This is a genomic window from Streptomyces aureocirculatus (assembly GCF_000720475.1).
GTDB lineage: Bacteria > Actinomycetota > Actinomycetes > Streptomycetales > Streptomycetaceae > Streptomyces > Streptomyces aureocirculatus.
The window spans coordinates 36946-55662 of record NZ_JOAP01000021.1 but is presented as its reverse complement, the minus strand read 5'-3'; the positions used below and the strand labels follow the sequence as shown (position 1 = coordinate 55662).

The following is an 18717-nucleotide window of genomic DNA, read 5'->3' as shown; positions in this document are numbered from 1 at the left end:
TCCCCGGCCGTACGGGCCCGCCCCGGGCCCTCAGACTGTGAGGCCCCGCACCAACAGGTCGAGCAGCGCGCAGACGAAGAGCGCTATTCCGATGAAGCCGTTGACCTGGAAGAAGGCGCGGTTGAGGCGGGAGAGGTCGTGCGGGCGCACAAGGGTGTGTTCGTACACAAAAGCGCCCGCGACGATCAGCAGCCCGAGCCAGAAGAAAGCGCCCGCGTCGGTGACGAGCGCGTACCAGACGAACAGGGCCGTCGTCACCAGATGGCAGGCGCGGGCCCCCCAGATCGCACCCGGGATCCCGAACCGCGCGGGCACCGACATGACACCCACCTCCCGGTCGGTCTCCACGTCCTGGCAGGCGTAGATGAGATCGAAGCCGCCGATCCACACCCCCACCGCGAGGCCGAGGATCACCGCCGTCCACGACCACTCGCCGGTGATCGCGAGCCAGGCGCCGATCGGCCCCATGGCCTGCGCGATGCCCAGGATGGCCTGCGGGAAGTTGGTGAACCGCTTGCCGTACGGATAGACCACCATCGGCACCACCGCGATCGGCGCGAGGGCCAGGCACAGCGGGTTGAGCAGGGCGGCGGAGCCCAGGAAGACGACGACGGCGATCAGCGCACCGGTCCAGGCGGACCTCACACTGACGGCGCCGGTGACCAGCTCGCGGTGCGCGGTGCGCGGATTGCGGGCGTCGATCTCGCGGTCGATGATCCGGTTCGCGGCCATGGCGAAGGTGCGGAGGCCGACCATGCAGATCGTGACGAGCAGCAGCCGGCCCCAGTGGATGTTCTCGTCCCACTGGAACATCGCGGTCAGGGCGGCGATGTAGGCGAAGGGCAGCGCGAACACGGAGTGCTCGATCATGACAAGGCGCAGGAAGGCCTTGGTGCGTCCCGGCTGCTGCGGCAGCGCGGCGGATGCGGAACTCACAGGCCGTACTCCCGCCAGCGCCGGTCGACCTTCGCCGCCGTCTGTGGATCGGACTCCACCATGTCCGGCCACCCCCCGTCCCGCGTATAGCCCTCCTCGGGCCACTTCCTCGTCGCGTCGATGCCCGCCTTGCCGCCCCAGAACTGCTGGTAGGAGGCGTGGTCGAGGTGGTCGACAGGGCCCTCCACCACCGTCAGGTCCCGGGCGTAGTCGGTGTTCCCGAGCGCGCGCCACGCGACCTCGTGCAGATCGTGCACATCGCAGTCGGAGTCGACCACGACGATCAGCTTGGTCAGGGACATCATGTGCGCGCCCCAGACGGCGTGCATGACCTTCTGCGCGTGCTTGGGGTACTTCTTGTCGATCGCCACGATCGCGCAGTTGTGGAAGCCCCCCGACTCGGGCAGGTGGTAGTCCACGATGTCCGGCACGATGATCTTCAGGAGTGGCAGGAAGAACCGCTCGGTCGCCCGGCCGAGGGGGCCGTCCTCCGTCGGCGGCCGCCCCACGACGATGGACTGGAGCAGCGGCCGCCTGCGCATCGTCACGCAGTCGATGGTCAGCGCGGGGAACGGTTCCTGCGGCGTGTAGAAGCCGGTGTGATCGCCGAAGGGCCCCTCCGGCAGCATCTCACCGGGCTCCAGCCAGCCCTCGATGACGACCTCGGCCTGCGCGGGCACCTGGAGCGGCACCGTCTTGCAGTCGACCATCTCGATCCGCTTGCCCTGGAGGAACCCCGCGAACAGATACTCGTCGATGTCGCCGGGCAGCGGCGCCGTGGACGCGTACGTGACGGCGGGCGGACACCCGAAGGCGATCGCGACCGGCAGCTTCTCCCCGCGCCGCGCGGCCACCTGGTAGTGGTTGCGGCTGTCCTTGTGGATCTGCCAGTGCATGCCGATGGTGCGCTTGTCGTGCCGCTGGAGCCGGTAGAGCCCGAGGTTGCGGACGCCGCTCTCCGGGTCCTTGGTGTGCGTGAGCCCCAGATTGAAGAAGGACCCGCCGTCCTTCGGCCAGGTGAACAGGGCCGGGAGCCGGTCCAGGTCCACGTCGTCGCCGCGAAGGACGACCTCGTGCACCGGCGCGTCCTTCACCTTCTTCGGCGGTACGTGCGCCATCGCGCCGAGCTTCCCGAAGGCCTCGCGCACCCCGACGAAGCCGTGCGGCAGCTCCGGCTTGAGCAGCCCGCCGATCTTCTCGCCGATCTCGCCGTACGACTTCAGGCCGAGCGCCTTCAGGAGCCGCCGGTCCGTGCCGAAGACGTTCATCGCGAGCGGCATGTCGCTGCCCTTGACGTTCTCGAAAAGCAGCGCGGGGCCGCCCGCCTTCTGCACCCGGTCGACGATCTCGCCGACCTCCAGATACGGGTCGACCTCGGCCTTGATGCGCTTGAGATCGCCCTCGCGCTCAAGGGCCCGGAGCAGAGAGCGGAGATCGTCATAAGCCATGCGGTCAAGTATCGGTCACCGGCTACCCTGGCCCCGTCACCGGGGGCGCACCGGCCGGGTGCCGACGCCCGCACTCCGTTCCTTGGGGGATCTCCGACACATGCTCAGGTATCTGCCGTTCCTGCTGGTCCTGGCCGTGTGGATCTACGCCTTCATCGACGTCCTGAACACCCCGGAGAAGGAAGTCCGCCACCTGCCGAAGGTGGCGTGGGTCATCATCGTCCTTCTCTTCGGCGAGGTGTTGCTCGGGCCGATCGCGTGGTTCGTCACCGGCAAGAAGCGTAGGCCCGCCGGGGGTGGGGGTGGGGGGCGCCGGGCCGGGGGGTGGGTCGCCCCCGACGACAACCCCGACTTCCTCAAGGGCTTGAACAAGGACCGCGACGACCTTTGAGCCGGGGGGCCTATGGGGGCTGCGCCCCCGTTCCCCCTGCTTCCGGCGCTCCGCGCCTTGTCCTCAATCGCCGGACGGGCTTTTTCCCCACCCACAGGCGAAGTTCCAGCACGATTGCAGCCCGTCCGGCGTTTGAGGACGAGGCGCGAAGCGCCGATAGGGGGGTCCAGGGGGCACAGCCCCATGGTTACGGTGAAGGGGCGGGTCTGGGGCGCCCCGCGAGGGCACCATGGGAACCATGACGATCCCCACCGTCGACCTGCGCGCCTGGCGCTCCGGCCCCCCGGAGACCCGCGCCAAGATCGCCACGTCGGTCGACGAGTCCCTCCGCACAGCAGGATTCCTCCTGATCACCGGCCACGAAGTGGCACCGGAACTGCGCGCGGCCATCCGCCAGGAGGCCCGCGCCTTCTTCCGCCTCCCACCCCCCGCCAAAGAGCCCTACGCGGTAAAGGTCGGAGCCCGCGGCTGGCTCGCCCCGGGCGCGGAGGCCAACAGCTACGCCGAGGGCGCCCCCTCCCCGCCCGACCTCAAGGAGTCCCTCTCGTTCGCGGCGGACGAACCGACCGGCGACGCGGCCGTGGACGCGGAGTGGTTCGCGCCGAACACCTGGCCGAGGGAGGTGCCCGCGCTCCGGGACGCCGTACAGACGTACCTGACGCGGATGCGGACACTCTCCGACGAGATCCTCGAACTGCTCGCCGTCGTGCTCGGCGAGCCCGAGGACTTCTTCACCCGGCACACGGGCCACTCCACCTGGGGTTTCAACATCAACTGGTACCCGGCCCTGGAAGCGCTCGGCGCACCCGAACCGGGCCAGTTCCGCATCGGCGCCCACACCGACTTCGGCACGGTCACGGTCCTCGACCGGCAGGCGGGGCGGGGCGGGCTCCAGGTCTTCACGGACGCCGACGGCTGGCAGGACGCGCCCTGGGACCCGGCGGCGTTCACCGTCAACATCGGTGACCTGATGGCCCGCTGGACCGGCGGCCGCTGGCGCTCGGGCCGCCACCGTGTGCTCCCGCCGCATCCGGACGCGCCCACCGAGGAACTGATGTCGCTGGTGTACTTCTACGAGTGCGACCCGGGCACGGATGTGCGCGGCGTCGACTCGCACGTCTACCTGCGGGCGCAACTGGACGCGATCACGGTGAACTGAGCGGCTGCCGGGCGGCGTACTCCGCCCGCAGCGCACGCCACCGGTCGAGGTTCCACGTCGACCAGTCCTTCGGGTGCCCGGCGAGCGCGTCCACCAGGAACCCGAAGTGGTCGTGCCACCCGGCGAGGCAGTCGAGCCGGAAAGAGTCGTCACCGGTGAGCTCGTTGGTGAAGCGCAGCGTCGTCCCGGTGTCCCCGGCGTGCTCCAGGTGGAACCGGCACCGCCCGTGCAGGTCGATCGTGTACTCGGCGACGACGCCCGGGTCCCAGGCCGTGATGTGCCCGGAGTGCGTCGCCACCGCCGGGTCCCCGGTGTTCAGCCAGCGCAGCGTCACCTCCCCGCCCAGGCGCGGCTCCAGCACGTCGGCGGCGGCGAGCCACCCCGGAAGTCCCTCCGGGGTGGCCACCGCCGCCCAGACCGGCTCCCACCGGTGCGGCAGGCGCAGCACCCAGTGGAGCGTGTGCGTGTCCCCCTCGCTCCGGCTCGTACCCCACCCGATGATGTCGCTGGCATCGCTCATGGGCCAAGCCTTACGCACATGGCCGCGCGGGTCACGTACCCGTGGCAGATCCGCCAGGGGTGACTTGGCGACTAGGGGCGTACGCCCGCCTTGTCGACGACCTTCCGCTCCAGAACGGCGCTGTGCCCGGTCACCGTGCCCTTCTCGAAGCCGGTCGGCAGGTCCTCCACCGCGACCTGCCGCTCACCGAGGAACTCCTTGGTCTCCTTGTCGAAGATCAGCTCCTGCCGCTCCCCGTCGTTCTCACGGGCGATGGCCACCCCGTGCCGCCCGGCCGCGTCGGCCACGTCGTCGATCACCTCGACGCCGGGGATCTTCGACGCGGCGAGGAAGAGGGCGGCGCCCTGCTCCGGCGGCATCAGGCCGCCGCAGAGGTCGCCGACGAGCACGAAGGCGTTCTGGTCGTCGCCCTCGCCCCCGCTGGCCACGCGGTACAGCCAGTCCCGCATGTTGACCGCGTCGGTCGGCAGCTTCTGGAGGCTGCGGTAGTGCTTGTCGCCCTCGACCAGGGGCAGGTCCGGCGGCATGCGCTCGTTGTCGAAGCCGTCGACCGGGTCGTGGATGACCTCGGTGTGCTTGCCGTCCACGGACTGCCACCACTCCCTGAGGTGCGGGGGGGTGATCCGCGACTTCTCGTCGCTTCCCGACGACATGTAGCTCTCCTTGGTCTTGATGTACACGAACTGATCGTCGCGGATGCCCTTCGGTACGTCCCGCTTCCCGGCCGCCGCCGAGATGTCCTTCAGCATCGCCACCGTCTCCTTCGACGGCGGCCCGGCCTGCGCCGCCTCACCGCCGAACGGCGATGCGACGAGCAGGCCCGCCGCGACGGCGGCGGCCGCGGCGCCCGCCACGAGCGCGGGCCGCAGCCACGGACGGCGGCGCGGGGCGGGGGCCGCGGAGACCCCGGTTTCCTCGGACTGCCGGATCTCGGTCATCAGGTGCTCCTTGAGCAGAAGGTGACGGCCCGGCGGGAGGTCCCGCTCACTCGGAGACGGGAAGTCGGTCTCGGACTTCATCGGTTTCCCTCCTGGATGGGCCTGACCGCGGTGGTGCGGTCACCTCTCACCTGTCCGCGCCCGGCGGCCGGTTCCATGGCTTTCGCGAGTTTTGTACGGGCTCTGAAGAGCCGTGAGCGCACCGTCCCCACCGGAATGCCGAGGGCGTCCGCCGCGGCCTCGTAGCCGAGCCCCGACCACACGCAGAGCGCGAGCACCTCCCGCTCGGGGCGCCGCAGCCCCCGCAGCGCGGCCTCGACGAGGGCGAGTTGCCCGGCGTCGTCGAGGCGCCCGGCGACCTCGTCGGCGAAGTCGGCGACGGGCCCGTCGCGCGGCATCCGGGCGACGGCGGCGGCGTGCCTGCGGGCGGCGCGGCGCTGGTTGCGCGTCACGTTGGTGGCGATCCCGAGCAGCCACGGCCGCACCGATCCCCCGTCCGGTTCGATCCTGGCCCGCAGCCGCCAGGCCTCCAGGAACGTCAGCGAGACGATCTCCTCGGCCGTCGACCAGTCCCCCGTGAGCCGGTAGCCGTGGTTGTAGACGGAGCGCGCGTAGGCGTCGAAGACCTCCCCGAACGCGTCGGCGTCCCCGTCCCTGATCCGGACGCGCAGGGCCCGCATGCGCTCACGGTGCTCCTTCAGTTCCCCTGGGTCCCCCTGATTCGTCTCCACGCCCCTTGTCTGTCCCCACGACAGAGGCCGGTTCCCGTGACCTGGGTCACGGGAACCGGCCTCTGGCAGCCGTGGGGTCAGACCCCCGCGTACGAGTGCTTGCCGCTCACGAAGATGTTGACGCCGTAGTAGTTGAACAGCCAGCAGCCGAAGGCGATCAGGGCCAGGTAGGCGGCCTTGCGGCCCTTCCAGCCCGCCGTGGCGCGGGCGTGCAGATAGCAGGCGTAGGCGACCCATGTGATGAACGACCAGACCTCCTTGGGGTCCCAGCCCCAGTAGCGGCCCCACGCGTCGCCCGCCCAGATGGCACCGGCGATGATCGTGAACGTCCAAAGCGGGAAGATCGCCGCGTTCATGCGGTACGTGAACTTGTCGAGCGAGGCAGCCGCGGGCAGCCGCTCGAGGACGGAGGTCGCGAACCGGCCCGGTGTCTCACCGCGTTGCAGCTTGGCCTCGTAGCTGTCCTTGAACAGGTACGCCGTCGTGGAGACCGCGCCCACGTAGAACGCGGCGCCGCAGAAGATCGCCGTGGAGACGTGGATCCACAGCCAGTACGAGTGCAGCGCCGGGACGAGCTGGTCGGAGTCGGTGTACAGGACCGTGACCGCGAGCCCGAGGTCGAGCAGGATCGTGGTGACCAGCGGGAGGCCGATCCAGCGCACGTTCTTCCGCAGGGCGAGCAGCGAGAGGAAGACGCCGATGGCCACCGTGGAGAAGGTGATGTTGAACTCGTACATGTTGCCCCACGGCGCGCGCTCCACCGACAGGGCGCGGGTGACGACACCGCCCACCTCGATGAGGAACCCGAGCGCGACCAGGGAGATGGCGATGCGGCCGTAGAGGTCGCCCTGTTCGTCGCCCGCCGCGGCGCCGGGGCCGTCCGGTACGTCACGGCTGCCCGCGACGGCCCGCGTGACGACCTTCGGCGCGGCCGCCCGCTCGCTCTTCGGGCGCTCCAGGGTGGCCGTGCCGCCCTTGGTGCGCACGGTGACGCCGGGCGCGGACGCCTTGGCGGCGCCCGGCGCCGCTTGTGCGGCTTCCTTCGTGGCGGTGAGCGCGGCGGCCGTACGGGCGACCTTGCTGCGGCTGCCGAACAGCCACTCCGCCATCAGCGCGAAGAAGGCGAGCAGATAGACCGCCATCGCGGAGTAGATCAGCACATTGCTGGTGTGCGCGAGATCCTCGTTCGGCGCGGCGGCGAGGGTGGTGGCGAGAGTCACTTCTCAGCCCCTTCGGCAGGAACAACATCGGGGGTGGGGTCGGGGTCGGCGGGGGTTTCGACTGCGTCGGGCTTGGCCGCGTCAGGCTTGGCGGCGTCAGCCTTGGCGGCGTCAGGCTTCGCGGCGTCAGCCTTGGCGGCGTCAGGCTCGGCGGCGGTCACCGTGCCGCCGGGCTCGGCGGCTTCGGGCTCGGCGGCTTCGGCGCCGTCAGTGGCGGCGTCAGGGCTGCTGGGCGCGCGTTCGTGCAGGTCCGCGGCCAGCGCCGCGAGCTCCTCCGGGAGCTTCGCGGACTCGCTGCGGCCGAGGCCCGCCATCTCCACGACGGTGGCCCCGTCAGGGGCGACCGTAGCCCGGACCCACACGCGCCGGCGCTGGATGAACAGGGACCCGGCGAGCCCGGCGATCGCGGTGATCGCGCCGCCGAGGGCCCAGCCGCTGCCCGGCTCCTGCGAGATCTGGAAGGTCGCCCACTGCTTGAGCTCCTTCTCGAAGGTGATCGAACCGGCGCCGTTCGGCAGCTTCATGGTCTCGCCGATCTTCAGCCGCTTCTTGAGCAGCTCACCTTTCGCGTCCTCGAACTTCTGCATCTTCCGCGTGTCCAATTGGTACACGTTCTGCGGAACACCGGAGTCCACGCCGAGGCTGCCGTGGTACGCCGAAAGCGCGAGCCGCGGATTGAAGGGCGCGGGGAACTGGGAGAACATCTGCCCGTTGCCCTCGCCCGCGAAGGTCGGCACGAAGAAGGCGTTGAAGCCGAGCTGTTCCTTCTTGCCGTTCTTGTCGCGGTACCCGTCGAGGATCTTGATGGCGCCGGTGGCGGTGCCCATGGAGTCGATGGGAAGGAGCGGCACGGAGACCCGCTGGACGACCTTGCCCCTGCCGTCGCGGACGGTGACGGTGGGCGCGTAGCCGTGGCCGATGAGGTAGACCTTCGAGCCGTCGACCTCAAGGGGCTTGTTGACCTCGATGGTCTTCTTCTTCTCGGGCCCGTGGGCGCCTTCGCTGTAGGTGACGTGGGCGCGGTACGTACGTGCCGTGCCGCGCTCGGGGCCCGTCATCTCGTACGAGCCCTCGAAGCGGTCGAGCCTGAAGCTGAAGGGCGCGAGTTCCTGGGTGTCGAAGAGGCTGCCGGACTTGAAGTCGTCGTACTGCGAGAGCGTGTTGGAGAAGCCGTCGCCCTCCATGATCAGCTTGCCGCCCTCGGACTTGAAGAGCTGTCCGACGGCGAACGCGATCAGCAGCACGATCAGCGCGACGTGGAAGGCCAGGTTGCCGGCCTCGCGGAGGTAGCCCTTCTCGGCGGCGACGGAGCCGCCCACCAGGTGCGAACGGAAGCGGCGCCGCTTCAGGAGGCCGTGCGCGGCCTCGTGGACCTCGTCCGGGCTCGCTCCGGTGCGCCAGGTGGCGTACGCGGGCAGCCGCGTGAGCCGCCCGGGGGCGGCCGGGGGGCGGCCGCGGAGCTGGCCGACGAACTGCCAGGTGCGCGGCACGATGCAGCCGATGAGCGAGACGAAGAGCAGGATGTAGATCGCGGAGAACCACACCGAGCTGTAGACGTGGAAGAGCCCGAGCTTGTCGTAGATCGGCCCCAGCGTGGTGTGGGTGTCCTTGAAGTCCTGGACCTTCAGCTCGTCGGTGCCCTGCTGCGGGATCAGCGAGCCGGGGATCGCGCCGAGCGAGAGCAGCAGGAGCAGCAGGAGCGCCACCCGCATGGAGGTGAGCTGCCGCCAGAACCAGCGGATCCAGCCGATGACGCCGAGACCGGCGACGCCGCGCCCGCCGCCCGGTGCCGCCGCCTCGTCGAGGGGCGCGGTGGAAAGCTGCGCGCCCGCGGCGCCGAGGTCGTCCTGGCCGTCGGGGCCCGCGGCCTGCGCGTCGGTGTCGGTCGTGGTGTTGCTCATGGATCAGATCCCCACCGTGAAGCCCCTGGACCAGACTTGCATTTCCTGCACGATGTCCTCCCAGACACCGGTCAGCATCAGCAGGCCGGTCGCGATCATCATCACGCCGCCGACGCGCATCACCCATACGTAATGGCGCTTGACCCACCCGAAGGCGCCGAGTGCCTTGCGGAAGGCGACCGCGGCGAAGATGAACGGCAGTCCGAGTCCCAGACAGTACGCGACGTTCAGTATGGCGCCGCGTCCGGCGGTCGCCTGGTCGATCGCGAGCGCGTTGACGGACGCGAGCGTCGGCCCCACGCACGGCGCCCAGCCGACCGCGAAGAGCGCACCGATCAGCGGCGCCCCCACGAGCCCGGTGGCGGGCTTCTTGTGGAAGCGGAACTCGCGCTGCGAGAGCCAGGGCATGAGACCCATGAAGAACAGGCCGAGCACGACCATCAGGACGCCGAGGACCTTGTTGATGACGCTCTGGTGGTCCTGGAGGTTCTGCCCGAAGTATCCGAAGAGGGCGCCGGTGGAGACGAAGACGACGGTGAAGCCGAGGACGAAGAGCCCGGCGCCCGCGACCATCCGCCCGCGCCTGGCCTCGGCGAGGTCGGTGCCGCTGACGCCGGTGACATAGCTGAGGTAGCCGGGCACGAGCGGCAGCACGCAGGGCGAGAAGAAGGAGACGAGACCGCCGAGCAGCGCGATCGGCAGGGCGAGCGCGAGGGTGCCGCTGTACACGGTCTGGTTGATCTCGCCGGGCTGGGCGGCGAGCGTGGTGGCGTGTGCGGCGGCGCCGTGCGCGGTCGCGGGATCGGCGAGGACCGCGGTCAGGAGGGCGGACACGCGATCACTTCTCCGCGATCAGGGGGTCGACCATCTTGCGCAGCTTCTCCTCGTTGAGGGGCTGCTGGGAGCGCGCCGCGATCTTCCCGTCCCGGTCGATGACGACGGTGGACGGGATGAACTGCGGGTTCAGCGTGCCCTTGGGGAAGCGCAGCATCAGCTTGCCCATCGGGTCGTACAGGCTCGGATAGCCGATCCCGTAGTCCTTCTCGAAGGAGATCGCCGGGCCCTTCTCCGGGTCGCGGGCGTTGATGCCGACGAACTGCACGTCGTCCTTGGTGGCGACCGAGACCTTCTTGAAGTTCGGCGCCTCCGCCCGGCACGGCGGGCACCACGATCCCCAGACGTTCAGGACGACGACCTTGCCCTTGTAGTCGTCGATGCTCAGCTTCTCGCCGTCGAGGGTCTCGCCGTCGATGACCGGCGCGTCGTGCCGGTCGCCCTTCTTGGCGGTGGAGATGCCGTCCTTGCTGGTGATGAAGTTGGTCTTGCCGGAGCCGCCGGACGTGCCGCCCGAGCCGCACGCGGACAGGGTCAGCGCGAGGGCCGCGGCGCCCGCCGCGAGGAGTGCCGCTCGACTGCGGCGGCTGCGGACGCTTCGGCGGAGGCTGCGGTTCGGGCTGCGGGGGGCGCGGCAGGCGGCACTCATGTGAAAAGTTTCGCATGCCCGATTCGAGGATCTTCGACGCCCCCCGCGGAACCGGAAAGCCCCTTTTCAGACAGGGGCCCGGACGGCTTCAGTCCTTCTCGGCGTCCGTACGGCTGTCGGACGAGGCGCCCCCGAGGAAGCTCTTCCAGCCACCGGTCGGCTGCTGCCCGACCTGGAGGCCGCGCAGCTTGGCGAGGACCTCCGGCTTCTGCACGTCGAGCCAGTCCACGAACTGCCGGAAGGAGACCAGGCGTACGTCCTTCTTGCCGGCCATGCCCTTGAGGGCCTCCTCGACGGCGTCCATGTAGATGCCGCCGTTCCACTGCTCGAAGTGGTTGCCGATGTAGAAGGGGGCGCGGTTGGACTCGTAGGCGCGCTTGAAGCCCGAGAGGTAGGCCTCGGTGGCCTGCTTGCGCCAGCCCGGGTAGTTGTGCGCCGGGGCCTTCGTGGAGTTCTTCGACTGGTTGGCGAGGATGTTGTAGTCCATCGACAGGACCTCGAAGGAGTGGCCCGGGAACGGTATCTGCTGCAGGGGCAGGTCCCAGATACCCATCTTCTTGTCGGGCCACATCTGGCGGCCGCCGGGCGAGGACGCGTCGTAGCGCCAGCCGAGCTTCTTGGCCGTCGGCAGCAGGTTGTCCTGGCCGAGCAGGCAGGGCGTGCGGCCGCCGACGAGCTCCTTCTCGTAGTCGAAGGGCAGCGGCGGCAGGTCGTTCCAGCCGGTGTTCGTGCGCCACTTCGTCACGAAGGACTTGGCCTGGTCGATCTCGGACTGCCACTGGGCGGGCGTCCAGTTGCCGACCGTGCCGGTGCCCGCGCAGAAGTGCCCGTTGAAGTGGGTGCCTATCTCATGGCCTTCGAGCCATGCCTGGCGCACGTACTTGAGCGTCTCCTTGATGTGGCCGTCCGTGAGGTAGCCGATGTCGGAGGCGCCCACGTTGTTGTTCGGGGGCCGGTAGAGCCGCTTCTTGGATTCGGGGAGCAGATAGAGCCCGGAGAGGAAGAACGTCATCCGCGCGTCGTGCTCCTCGGCGAGCTTCAGGAAGCGCGGGAACAGACCGTTGCCGACCTCGCCCGCGCCGTCCCAGGAGAACACGACGAACTGCGGGGGCGTCTCGCCCGGCTCCAGGGGGCGCGGCTTCTCGGGCTGGTTCGGCTGCTTGCCCGTGTAGGCCGTGGAACCGTCGCCGATGGGCTTCGCGGGACGGCTCGGCTTGCCCGGCTTCCCGGCCTCCGCCTGGTCCCCACCGGAACCGGAGCCGGACCCGGAGTCACCGGAACCCGAGCCGCAGGCGGTCAGGCCGAAGGCCGCCGCGGCGCCGACCCCCAGGCCGATGGCACCCCGGCGACTCATGGCAGCCCGGCCGGTTGCGGACGCTCCGTCGCCCATATCCGTGCGGCTGTCGTCGCGCATTCCAACCCCATTCGTCGTGCCTTCGGTCCTCCCCGGCGGAAGGACAACTCCTTAGAGGGTGCGACGTGCGGCGGGGTTCCGAACAGGGATACAGATATGGGCCTTATTACAGAGGGAAGACATTCGGCGTCATAGGGTGTTCGCGCCATTACCCGGCGCACACAGCAGGCACACAGGGCGCGAAAAGGCGGGCACTTCTCCGTGTTAAGGGAGAAGTGCCCGCCTTTTCGTGACCGGGTCGCTACGGAAAGTCAGCGCAGTCGGCAGTGTGAGAAGTGTCGCGGCGTCAGAAGAGTCAGGCGCCAAAAGCCTTGCTCTTCCCCTTCACCGGTTTGGCGCCCGCGAGAAGGTGCTTAGGGACAAGATTTCGGGCAGGTTCCGAGTAACCCACGGATACGATCTTGTCGCCGCGATAGGTGAACGACGTCAGCGAGGCGAGCGTGCACTGCCGCTTGCGCGGGTCGTGCCACAGCCGGCGCTTCTCCACATAGCTGCGCACGATCCAGATGGGGAGCTGATGGCTGACGCACACGGCCTCGTGCCCGCGGGCCGCGTCCCGGGCCGCGTCGAGCGCGCCCATCATCCGCACCACCTGGTCGATGTACGGCTCGCCCCAGGACGGCTTGAACGGGTTGACCAGGTGCTTCCAGTTGTCCGGGTTCTTCAGGGCGCCGTCGCCGACGCCGAAGGTCTTGCCCTCGAAGACGTTCTCGGCCTCGATCAGGCGCCCGTCGGTGGCGAGGTCGAGAGCGTGCGCCTTGGCGATGGGTGTCGCCGTCTCCTGGGCCCGGTCGAGCGGCGACGCCACGACGTGCGTGATGTCCCGCGAGGAGAGGTGCTCGGCGACCCGGTCGGCCATCCGGCGGCCGAGGTCGGAGAGGTGATAGCCGTCGAGCCGCCCGTACAGGATCCCGTCGGGGTTGTGCACCTCGCCGTGGCGCATGAGGTGGACGACGGTCAGCTCTTGGTCACGCTTGCCGGCCGCGGTCATGCGGAGCCCTCCGGGGAGTTCGTGGCTTCGGCGGCCGCGCGGGCGGCGGCCGGCAGGGCGGCCGCGACGCGCTCGACGGCACGCTCGTCATGGGTGGTGGAGACGAACCAGGACTCGAAGGCCGAGGGCGGCAGATACACGCCCTGCGACAGCATCGAGTGGAAGAACGCGGTGAAGCGGAACGACTCCTGCCCCTTGGCGTCCTCGTAATTGCGCACCTCACGGTCGGTGAAGAACACGGAGAACATATTGGAGGCGTTCTGCACCCGGTGCGCCACGCCTTCCTTGCGCAGTGCGTCGCTCACGAGTCCGCGCAGTTCGAGGGAGACGGCGTCGACCTTCTCGTACGCGGCGTCGTCGAGCAGCCGCAACTGCGCGAGACCGGCGGCCGTCGCGATCGGATTCCCGGACAGCGTGCCCGCCTGATAAACCGGGCCCACCGGCGCGAGATGCCCCATGACATCGGCGCGGCCACCGAATGCGGCGGCGGGAAATCCACCGCCCATGACCTTTCCGAAGGTCATCAGGTCCGGGGTCACCCCGTCGACACCGAACCAACCCGCCTTGCTGGTACGGAATCCGGTCATGACCTCATCGGAAATGAACAGCGCGCCGTTCTTCGCACAGGCGCTCTTGAGGCCCTCGTTGAAGCCGGGCCGCGGCGGCACCACGCCCATGTTCCCCGGCGACGCCTCCGTGATCACACAGGCGATCTCGCCGGGGTGGGTGTGGAAGGCCTCGTGCACGGCCTCCAGGTCGTTGTACGGAAGGACGATGGTGTCGCCCGCCTGGGCGCCCGTGACACCGGGCGTGTCCGGCAGGCCGAGGGTCGCGACGCCCGAACCGGCGGCGGCGAGCAGGGCGTCCACGTGCCCGTGATAGCAGCCGGCGAACTTGATGACCTTGGCCCGGCCCGTGAACCCGCGGGCGAGCCGGATGGCGGACATCGTGGCCTCGGTGCCGCTGGAGACGAGCCGGACCTGCTCGACCGGGGCGACCCGGTCGACGATCTCCTCGGCGAGGGCGACCTCGCCCTCGCCGGGCGTGCCGAAGGAGGTGCCGCGGGCGACGGCCTCCTGGACGGCCGCGATGACCTCGGGGTGGGAGTGCCCGAGGATCATCGGACCCCAGGAACACACGAGGTCTACGTACTCGCGTCCATCGGCATCCGTCAGGTACGGACCGGTACCGGACACCGTGAAACGGGGCGTACCGCCCACCGCGCGGAAGGCGCGCACGGGCGAGTTCACACCGCCGGGCGTCACGGCCGCCGCACGGTCGAAAAGAGTCTGCGAAACTGGGGCGCTATACGGGAAGCTCACATGAACCATGGTGTCAGAGGGTCCGGACATCGTGGCCGGGCCTCCCGCGCGGCGGCTTTCGGCGCTGTCGCCCCAGCCTGGGGGCGGCGGGTGTGAAAATCCCGTGGACTGGTGTTTCACCCCACGTTTCGGCGGGTGACCGTGGGGGAGGTCACTGACACGATGATCGGGTTGCGCGGCAGGGTCCACGCGCCTTAGAAAAGCAGTCGGGTGGAGATATGCAGCGCGGTGGCGGACTGGGCGAGGGGACCGACGGCCCGGTCCCCCGGCGTGCCCGGCGGGGCAAGCACCGGCGAGAGGCAGAGGCGGTCCCGGCCCCCGAGCAGCGGACGCCGGACAGGGTGGAGCGTGACCGGTCGGGAATCAGGAGCGGCGGGGTGGGGGTGACGTACAAATACTTCGGCGCCCCCGACGGCGCCACCGCGGCCAGGGTCCCCATCTCGATGCGCCCCGAGGAGCTCGGCGGCGACGAGCTGGGCATGGGCGGCATGTTCACCAAGATCAAGCCGGAGACGATGGCCGCGATGGTCCTCACCGGCATCGAGGGCATACCCCTGCACAAGGTGCCCCCGCTGGAACTCGTCGTCCTGCACCCCGACTACGCCGTCGTCAAGCTCCCCATGACGGTCGTCGACCCGCTGCGCGGCGTCGGCGAGGAATCGGTCGGCGCGGCGGCCTTCATCTGGTCGACGGTCCCGGACCGCGGCGGCCCCCGGGACGCCTTCAACGTCTACCAACTCCTGCACGAGTGGCAGGACTTCAGCCACCGGCTGCACGACGCGGGACACCAGGCGTACTGCCTGGTGTGGCCCTAGGCCGCCCCCGTCACCGCTTGAGCACCGCCTTCATCACCGCCTTCGCGATCGGCGCCCCCAGCTTCCCGCCCGCGATCTCCGAGCGGGAGATGTCCATGTCCTGCGGGTCGACCAGGACGGCGACGGCCACCGGTGATTGGCCGTCGGACTGCTTGGCGTAGGAGACGAACCACGCGTACGGGCGCTCGTCGCGCACGTTCGTGCCGTGCTGCGCGGTGCCGGGCTTGCCGCCTACCGTGACGCCCTCGATCGCCACCTTGTCGCCGGTGCCGTCGGTCACGGTGTGCTCCATCATTTCCTGGACCTTGCGCGCGGTGGACTCCGAGACGGCCCGGTTCAGCTCCTGCGGCTCGGTCTTCGCCACCATGGAGAGGTCGGAGCCCCGCAACTCCTTGACCAGGTACGGCTTCATCACCTTGCCGTCGTTGGCGAGGCCCGCGGTGACCATGGCCATCTGGAGCGGCGTTGTGGTGACGCTGCCCTGCCCCATGCCGGTCAGCGCGGTCTGCGGCTTGTCCAGCTTCTCGGGGTACGCGCTCGGCACCGTACGCACCGGCATGAACTGCTCCTCGTTGAAGCCGAACTTCTCCGCCGTCTCCCGCATGTCGTCCTTGCCCGTCCTCAGCGCGGCGTCGAGGAAGACGTTGTTGCACGACCACTGCATCGCGGTCTTCATGGAGACCTTGTCGCACATGGAGTCCGGCACCACGTTGCCGATCGTCGTGGAGCTGAGCGGCAGCCGGTAGGGGGCGCGAGCCCTCGACGACGCGTCGATGTCGGTGACCGTGCCGTGTTCCAGGGCGGCGGCCGCCGTGAGGATCTTGAACGTCGAGCCCGGCGGATACGTCTCGCGGAACGCCCGGCTGTTCAGCGGCTTGCGCTTGTCCTCGTTCAGCTTGTTGAACGCGGCCCCGTCCTTGCCCGAGATCCCCGCGAACACCGACGGATCGTACGAAGGCGTGCTCGCCATCGCCAGGATCCTGCCGGAGCGCGGGTCGAGGGCGACCACCGCGCCCTTGGCGTTCAGATCGGTCAGCCCCTTGTACGCCGCGCGCTGCGCCTTCGGGTCGATGGTGGTGATCACGTCACCGCCTGCCGGGCGCTCCCCCGTCAGCGTGTCGAGCGGCGAGCCGAGCAGCCGCCTGTCCTTGCCGCTGAGCAGGTCGTCGTGCACCCCCTCCAGGAAGGTCTGCCCCTGGCTCTGCGAGAAGAAGCCGGTCACCGGCGCGTACATCGGGCCGTCCTTGTAGACCCGCTTGTACTTGAAGTCCGATCCCGGCGTCGGCACGGAGCCGGTGATCGCCCGGCCGCCGACGATGATGTCGCCACGCGGCTGGGCGAAGGTGTCGATCTTCACGCGCCGGTTCATGTCGTGCTCGGCGAGGGCGTCGCCCCGCACGAACTGCACCCAGGTCGCGCGTATCAGCAGGGCCAGGACGAGGACACCGCAGAAGACGGCGGCACGGCGGACGGTCTTGTTCATGCGCCGAACAGAACAGCACCCCGCCTCCCGTGTCCAAGTTCCATATCACTGGCCCATCCATCAATCCGCGATATCGTTGCTGCTCGTGGACCTGATAAGGCACTTGGAGTGCTTTGTGGCTGTTGCAGAAGAGTCACATTTCGGTCGGGCCGCTGAGCGTCTCGGCATGGCGCAGCCGCCCCTGTCGCAGCGCATCCAGCGCCTGGAGCGCCACCTCGGCGTACGGCTCTTCGAGCGCACCAGCCGCCAGGTGACGATCACCAAGGCCGGCACCCTCCTCCTCGACGACGCCCGCGAACTGCTCGGCCGTTCCGAGGCGCTCCTCGCCACCGCCCGCCGCATCCGGGACGGCGAGAGCGGACTGCTGCGCGCCGCGCTCCCGCCGGACATCGCGGGCGACACCGTCGCCGCCCTCCTCGACGGCTTCCGCGCCCACGGCACCGGCGTGGAACTGGAACTGCGCGAACTCACCACCGCCCAGCAGCTCGCCCAGCTCGCCGCCCACGACCTCGACGTCGGCCTCATCCACCACCCCTGCGACGTCACCGGCCTCGAACTCGGCCCCGTACTGCGCCGCGAAATGGGCGTACTGCTGCCGCGCGACGCCCCCGCGGCCGCGCTCGCCGAGGTGCCGCTCACCGCGCTCACCGGCTACGACCTGGTCCTCTTCCACCGCAGCGCCGCCCCGGCCCTGCACGACGACCTGCTCACCACCTGCGCCCGCGACGGCTACACCCCGACGGCCGTCCGGCACGGCCAGGGCGCCAGCTTCGTCCGCGGCCTGATCCTGTCCTCGCACGCCGTCGCCTTCGGGCCCAAGGACGCCCACCCCGCACCCGCCGCCGACCAGGACCCCGACCTCGTCTGGCGGCCACTCGCGGGCGCCCCGCTCGCCTGGCGGCACTCCGTCGCCTGGCCCAAGGGGCGCGGTGACGCCGCCGTGAGCACCTTCGCGCAGGCGGTCACGCGGGCCCTGCACAGCACCGCCGCCGTGACCGCCGACACGCCCGCGCGCCCACTCCATCTGCGCCCTACCGCGGAGTACTGGCTGTGACCAACACCCCCACACGCATCCAGGAGGCCTTCGCCGAGGCCGGCGTCACGGGCAAGCTGCACGCGCTCGACATCGACTCGGGCGCCGAACTCGGCACCGGCGCCGACCAGGCCGTCGTCACCGCGAGCGTCCACAAGCTGTGCGTCCTGATCACCCTGCACGAACAGGCCGCCGCCGGGCTCGTCGACCTCACCGAGCAGGTCGAGTGCCCCCCTGACGGGCGCGCCTCGGGTCCTACCGGGCTCTCCGCGATGCTCGACCCCGTCCGGATGTCCCTGCGCGACGCGGCCTATCTGATGATGGCCGTCAGCGACAACACCGCCGCCGAACTCTGTCTGAGCCGCGTCGGCCTCGACGCCGTGAACGCCACCACCGCCCGCCTCGGCCTCACCCGCACCCGGGCCCTGCACACCTTCCGCGCCATGTTCGAGTCCATGCGCGAGGACGCGGGCCCCGGCGGCGCCCAGGCCCTCACCGACCCCTACGTCATCGCCCGGCTCCGCGCCCTGGACCCGGCCCGCTCCAACCACAGCACGGCCCGCGACATGACCCGCCTGCTCCGCGCCCTGTGGCGGGACGAGGCCTGCACCCCCGAGCACGGCGCGGCCATGCGCCGCGTCCTCGGCCTCCAGGTGTGGCCGCACCGCCTGGCCGCGGGCTTCCCCTTCGACGACGTCCACGTCGCCGGCAAGACCGGCAGCCTGCCGACGCTGCGCAACGAAGTGGGCGTCGTCGAGTACCCCGACGGCGGCCGCTACGCCGTCGCCGTCTTCACCCGCGCCGCCCGCACCGCCGCCACCCTGCCGTCGGCGGACGCCGTCATCGGCACGGCGGCACGCATCGCGGTGGAGGCGCTGCGGGCGGCGGGGTGAGGCGGGCGGAGCGGGATTGTCAGACCCTGCGCCTACCGT

Annotated in this window: 18 protein-coding genes; 5 read left to right on the top strand and 13 right to left on the bottom strand. The window is 70.0% G+C overall.

The features are described from left to right. Nucleotides 1-30: 30 nt before the first annotated feature. On the bottom strand, nt 31-936 hold the full coding sequence (gene mqnP / locus IG78_RS0120385) for a menaquinone biosynthesis prenyltransferase MqnP (RefSeq protein WP_030565270.1): 906 nt from the start codon (nt 934-936) through the stop codon (nt 31-33). Next, nucleotides 933-2384: a menaquinone biosynthesis decarboxylase gene (locus IG78_RS0120380; protein WP_030565268.1), complete on the bottom strand. Its 1452-nt coding sequence runs from the start codon at nt 2382-2384 to the stop codon at nt 933-935. The genes mqnP and IG78_RS0120380 overlap by 4 nt, the downstream gene beginning before the upstream one ends. Before the next feature lie 100 nt (nt 2385-2484). Here IG78_RS0120380 and IG78_RS0120375 point away from each other — a divergent pair, with 100 nt between their 5' ends. Continuing rightward, nucleotides 2485-2775: a PLDc N-terminal domain-containing protein gene (locus tag IG78_RS0120375; protein ID WP_030565266.1), complete on the top strand. Its 291-nt coding sequence runs from the start codon at nt 2485-2487 to the stop codon at nt 2773-2775. A 238-nt stretch (nt 2776-3013) separates the two neighbouring features. After that, on the top strand, nt 3014-3934 hold the full coding sequence (locus IG78_RS0120370) for an isopenicillin N synthase family dioxygenase (RefSeq protein WP_078965298.1): 921 nt from the start codon (nt 3014-3016) through the stop codon (nt 3932-3934). Here the strand turns inward: IG78_RS0120370 and IG78_RS0120365 are convergent. The 10 genes from IG78_RS0120365 to hemL form a co-directional block, all read right to left on the bottom strand. Beyond that, the gene (locus IG78_RS0120365) at nt 3921-4454 is read right to left on the bottom strand and encodes an SRPBCC domain-containing protein (RefSeq protein ID WP_030565262.1); all 534 of its coding nucleotides are present in this window, start codon (nt 4452-4454) and stop codon (nt 3921-3923) included. The two genes, IG78_RS0120370 and IG78_RS0120365, sit on opposite strands and share 14 nt — an antisense overlap. A gap of 71 nt (nt 4455-4525) precedes the next feature. Next, the gene (locus IG78_RS0120360; protein ID WP_030565260.1) at nt 4526-5473 is read right to left on the bottom strand and encodes a CU044_5270 family protein; all 948 of its coding nucleotides are present in this window, start codon (nt 5471-5473) and stop codon (nt 4526-4528) included. Continuing rightward, on the bottom strand, nt 5470-6072 hold the full coding sequence (locus IG78_RS0120355; protein ID WP_030565258.1) for an RNA polymerase sigma factor: 603 nt from the start codon (nt 6070-6072) through the stop codon (nt 5470-5472). The genes IG78_RS0120360 and IG78_RS0120355 overlap by 4 nt, the downstream gene beginning before the upstream one ends. Before the next feature lie 128 nt (nt 6073-6200). After that, nucleotides 6201-7343: a c-type cytochrome biogenesis protein CcsB gene (gene ccsB / locus IG78_RS0120350; RefSeq protein ID WP_030565256.1), complete on the bottom strand. Its 1143-nt coding sequence runs from the start codon at nt 7341-7343 to the stop codon at nt 6201-6203. Continuing rightward, nucleotides 7340-9244 carry a cytochrome c biogenesis protein ResB gene (gene resB / locus IG78_RS0120345; RefSeq protein WP_030565247.1) on the bottom strand — a complete coding sequence of 635 codons (1905 nt, stop codon included), beginning with the start codon at nt 9242-9244 and terminating at the stop codon, nt 7340-7342. Before resB ends, ccsB begins: the two co-directional genes overlap by 4 nt. A gap of 3 nt (nt 9245-9247) precedes the next feature. Continuing rightward, nucleotides 9248-9985, bottom strand: coding sequence for a cytochrome c biogenesis CcdA family protein (locus IG78_RS0120340; protein ID WP_030565244.1), 738 nt, complete (start codon nt 9983-9985; stop codon nt 9248-9250). A 97-nt stretch (nt 9986-10082) separates the two neighbouring features. Further along, the gene (locus tag IG78_RS0120335; protein WP_030565242.1) at nt 10083-10727 is read right to left on the bottom strand and encodes a TlpA family protein disulfide reductase; all 645 of its coding nucleotides are present in this window, start codon (nt 10725-10727) and stop codon (nt 10083-10085) included. 88 nt (nt 10728-10815) lie between these two features. Continuing rightward, complete coding sequence (locus tag IG78_RS0120330; RefSeq protein WP_225882128.1) at nt 10816-12141, bottom strand: polysaccharide deacetylase family protein; 1326 nt, start codon at nt 12139-12141, stop codon at nt 10816-10818. Between the two features lie 295 nt (nt 12142-12436). Then, entirely contained in the window at nt 12437-13132 is a 696-nt protein-coding gene (locus tag IG78_RS0120325; RefSeq protein WP_030565238.1) for a histidine phosphatase family protein, read from the bottom strand. After that, nucleotides 13129-14463, bottom strand: coding sequence for a glutamate-1-semialdehyde 2,1-aminomutase (hemL, locus tag IG78_RS0120320; protein WP_030565236.1), 1335 nt, complete (start codon nt 14461-14463; stop codon nt 13129-13131). Before hemL ends, IG78_RS0120325 begins: the two co-directional genes overlap by 4 nt. A gap of 209 nt (nt 14464-14672) precedes the next feature. Here hemL and IG78_RS0120315 point away from each other — a divergent pair, with 209 nt between their 5' ends. Then, entirely contained in the window at nt 14673-15269 is a 597-nt protein-coding gene (locus IG78_RS0120315; protein WP_078965292.1) for a hypothetical protein, read from the top strand. A 10-nt stretch (nt 15270-15279) separates the two neighbouring features. Here IG78_RS0120315 and IG78_RS0120310 read toward each other — a convergent pair whose 3' ends face one another. Continuing rightward, a complete protein-coding gene (locus tag IG78_RS0120310; RefSeq protein ID WP_030565227.1) occupies nt 15280-16752 on the bottom strand; it encodes a peptidoglycan D,D-transpeptidase FtsI family protein in 1473 nt (490 codons plus the stop codon). Between the two features lie 85 nt (nt 16753-16837). Between IG78_RS0120310 and IG78_RS0120305 the strand changes: the two genes are divergently transcribed. Together IG78_RS0120305 and IG78_RS0120300 are read left to right on the top strand one after the other, a co-directional pair. Beyond that, nucleotides 16838-17806 (top strand): LysR family transcriptional regulator, encoded by a 969-nt coding sequence (locus IG78_RS0120305; protein WP_107054965.1) that lies wholly within the window; start codon nt 16838-16840, stop codon nt 17804-17806. Further along, nucleotides 17803-18678, top strand: coding sequence for a serine hydrolase (locus tag IG78_RS0120300; protein WP_030565223.1), 876 nt, complete (start codon nt 17803-17805; stop codon nt 18676-18678). Before IG78_RS0120305 ends, IG78_RS0120300 begins: the two co-directional genes overlap by 4 nt. Nucleotides 18679-18717: the final 39 nt, after the last annotated feature.

What these genes read in the sequence shown, in the direction of transcription:
- IG78_RS0120310 (WP_030565227.1), bottom strand. Translation starts at nt 16,752, where the DNA reads ATGAACAAGACCGTCCGCCGTGCCGCCGTCTTCTGCGGTGTCCTCGTC.
- IG78_RS0120360 (WP_030565260.1), bottom strand. Translation starts at nt 5,473, where the DNA reads ATGAAGTCCGAGACCGACTTCCCGTCTCCGAGTGAGCGGGACCTCCCG.
- IG78_RS0120355 (WP_030565258.1), bottom strand. Translation starts at nt 6,072, where the DNA reads ATGCGGGCCCTGCGCGTCCGGATCAGGGACGGGGACGCCGACGCGTTC.
- IG78_RS0120375 (WP_030565266.1), top strand. Translation starts at nt 2,485, where the DNA reads ATGCTCAGGTATCTGCCGTTCCTGCTGGTCCTGGCCGTGTGGATCTAC.
- resB (WP_030565247.1), bottom strand. Translation starts at nt 9,244, where the DNA reads ATGAGCAACACCACGACCGACACCGACGCGCAGGCCGCGGGCCCCGAC.
- hemL (WP_030565236.1), bottom strand. Translation starts at nt 14,463, where the DNA reads ATGGTTCATGTGAGCTTCCCGTATAGCGCCCCAGTTTCGCAGACTCTT.
- IG78_RS0120335 (WP_030565242.1), bottom strand. Translation starts at nt 10,727, where the DNA reads ATGAGTGCCGCCTGCCGCGCCCCCCGCAGCCCGAACCGCAGCCTCCGC.
- IG78_RS0120315 (WP_078965292.1), top strand. Translation starts at nt 14,673, where the DNA reads ATGCAGCGCGGTGGCGGACTGGGCGAGGGGACCGACGGCCCGGTCCCC.
- IG78_RS0120380 (WP_030565268.1), bottom strand. Translation starts at nt 2,384, where the DNA reads ATGGCTTATGACGATCTCCGCTCTCTGCTCCGGGCCCTTGAGCGCGAG.
- IG78_RS0120325 (WP_030565238.1), bottom strand. Translation starts at nt 13,132, where the DNA reads ATGACCGCGGCCGGCAAGCGTGACCAAGAGCTGACCGTCGTCCACCTC.
- IG78_RS0120330 (WP_225882128.1), bottom strand. Translation starts at nt 12,141, where the DNA reads ATGCGCGACGACAGCCGCACGGATATGGGCGACGGAGCGTCCGCAACC.
- IG78_RS0120365 (WP_030565262.1), bottom strand. Translation starts at nt 4,454, where the DNA reads ATGAGCGATGCCAGCGACATCATCGGGTGGGGTACGAGCCGGAGCGAG.
- IG78_RS0120370 (WP_078965298.1), top strand. Translation starts at nt 3,014, where the DNA reads ATGACGATCCCCACCGTCGACCTGCGCGCCTGGCGCTCCGGCCCCCCG.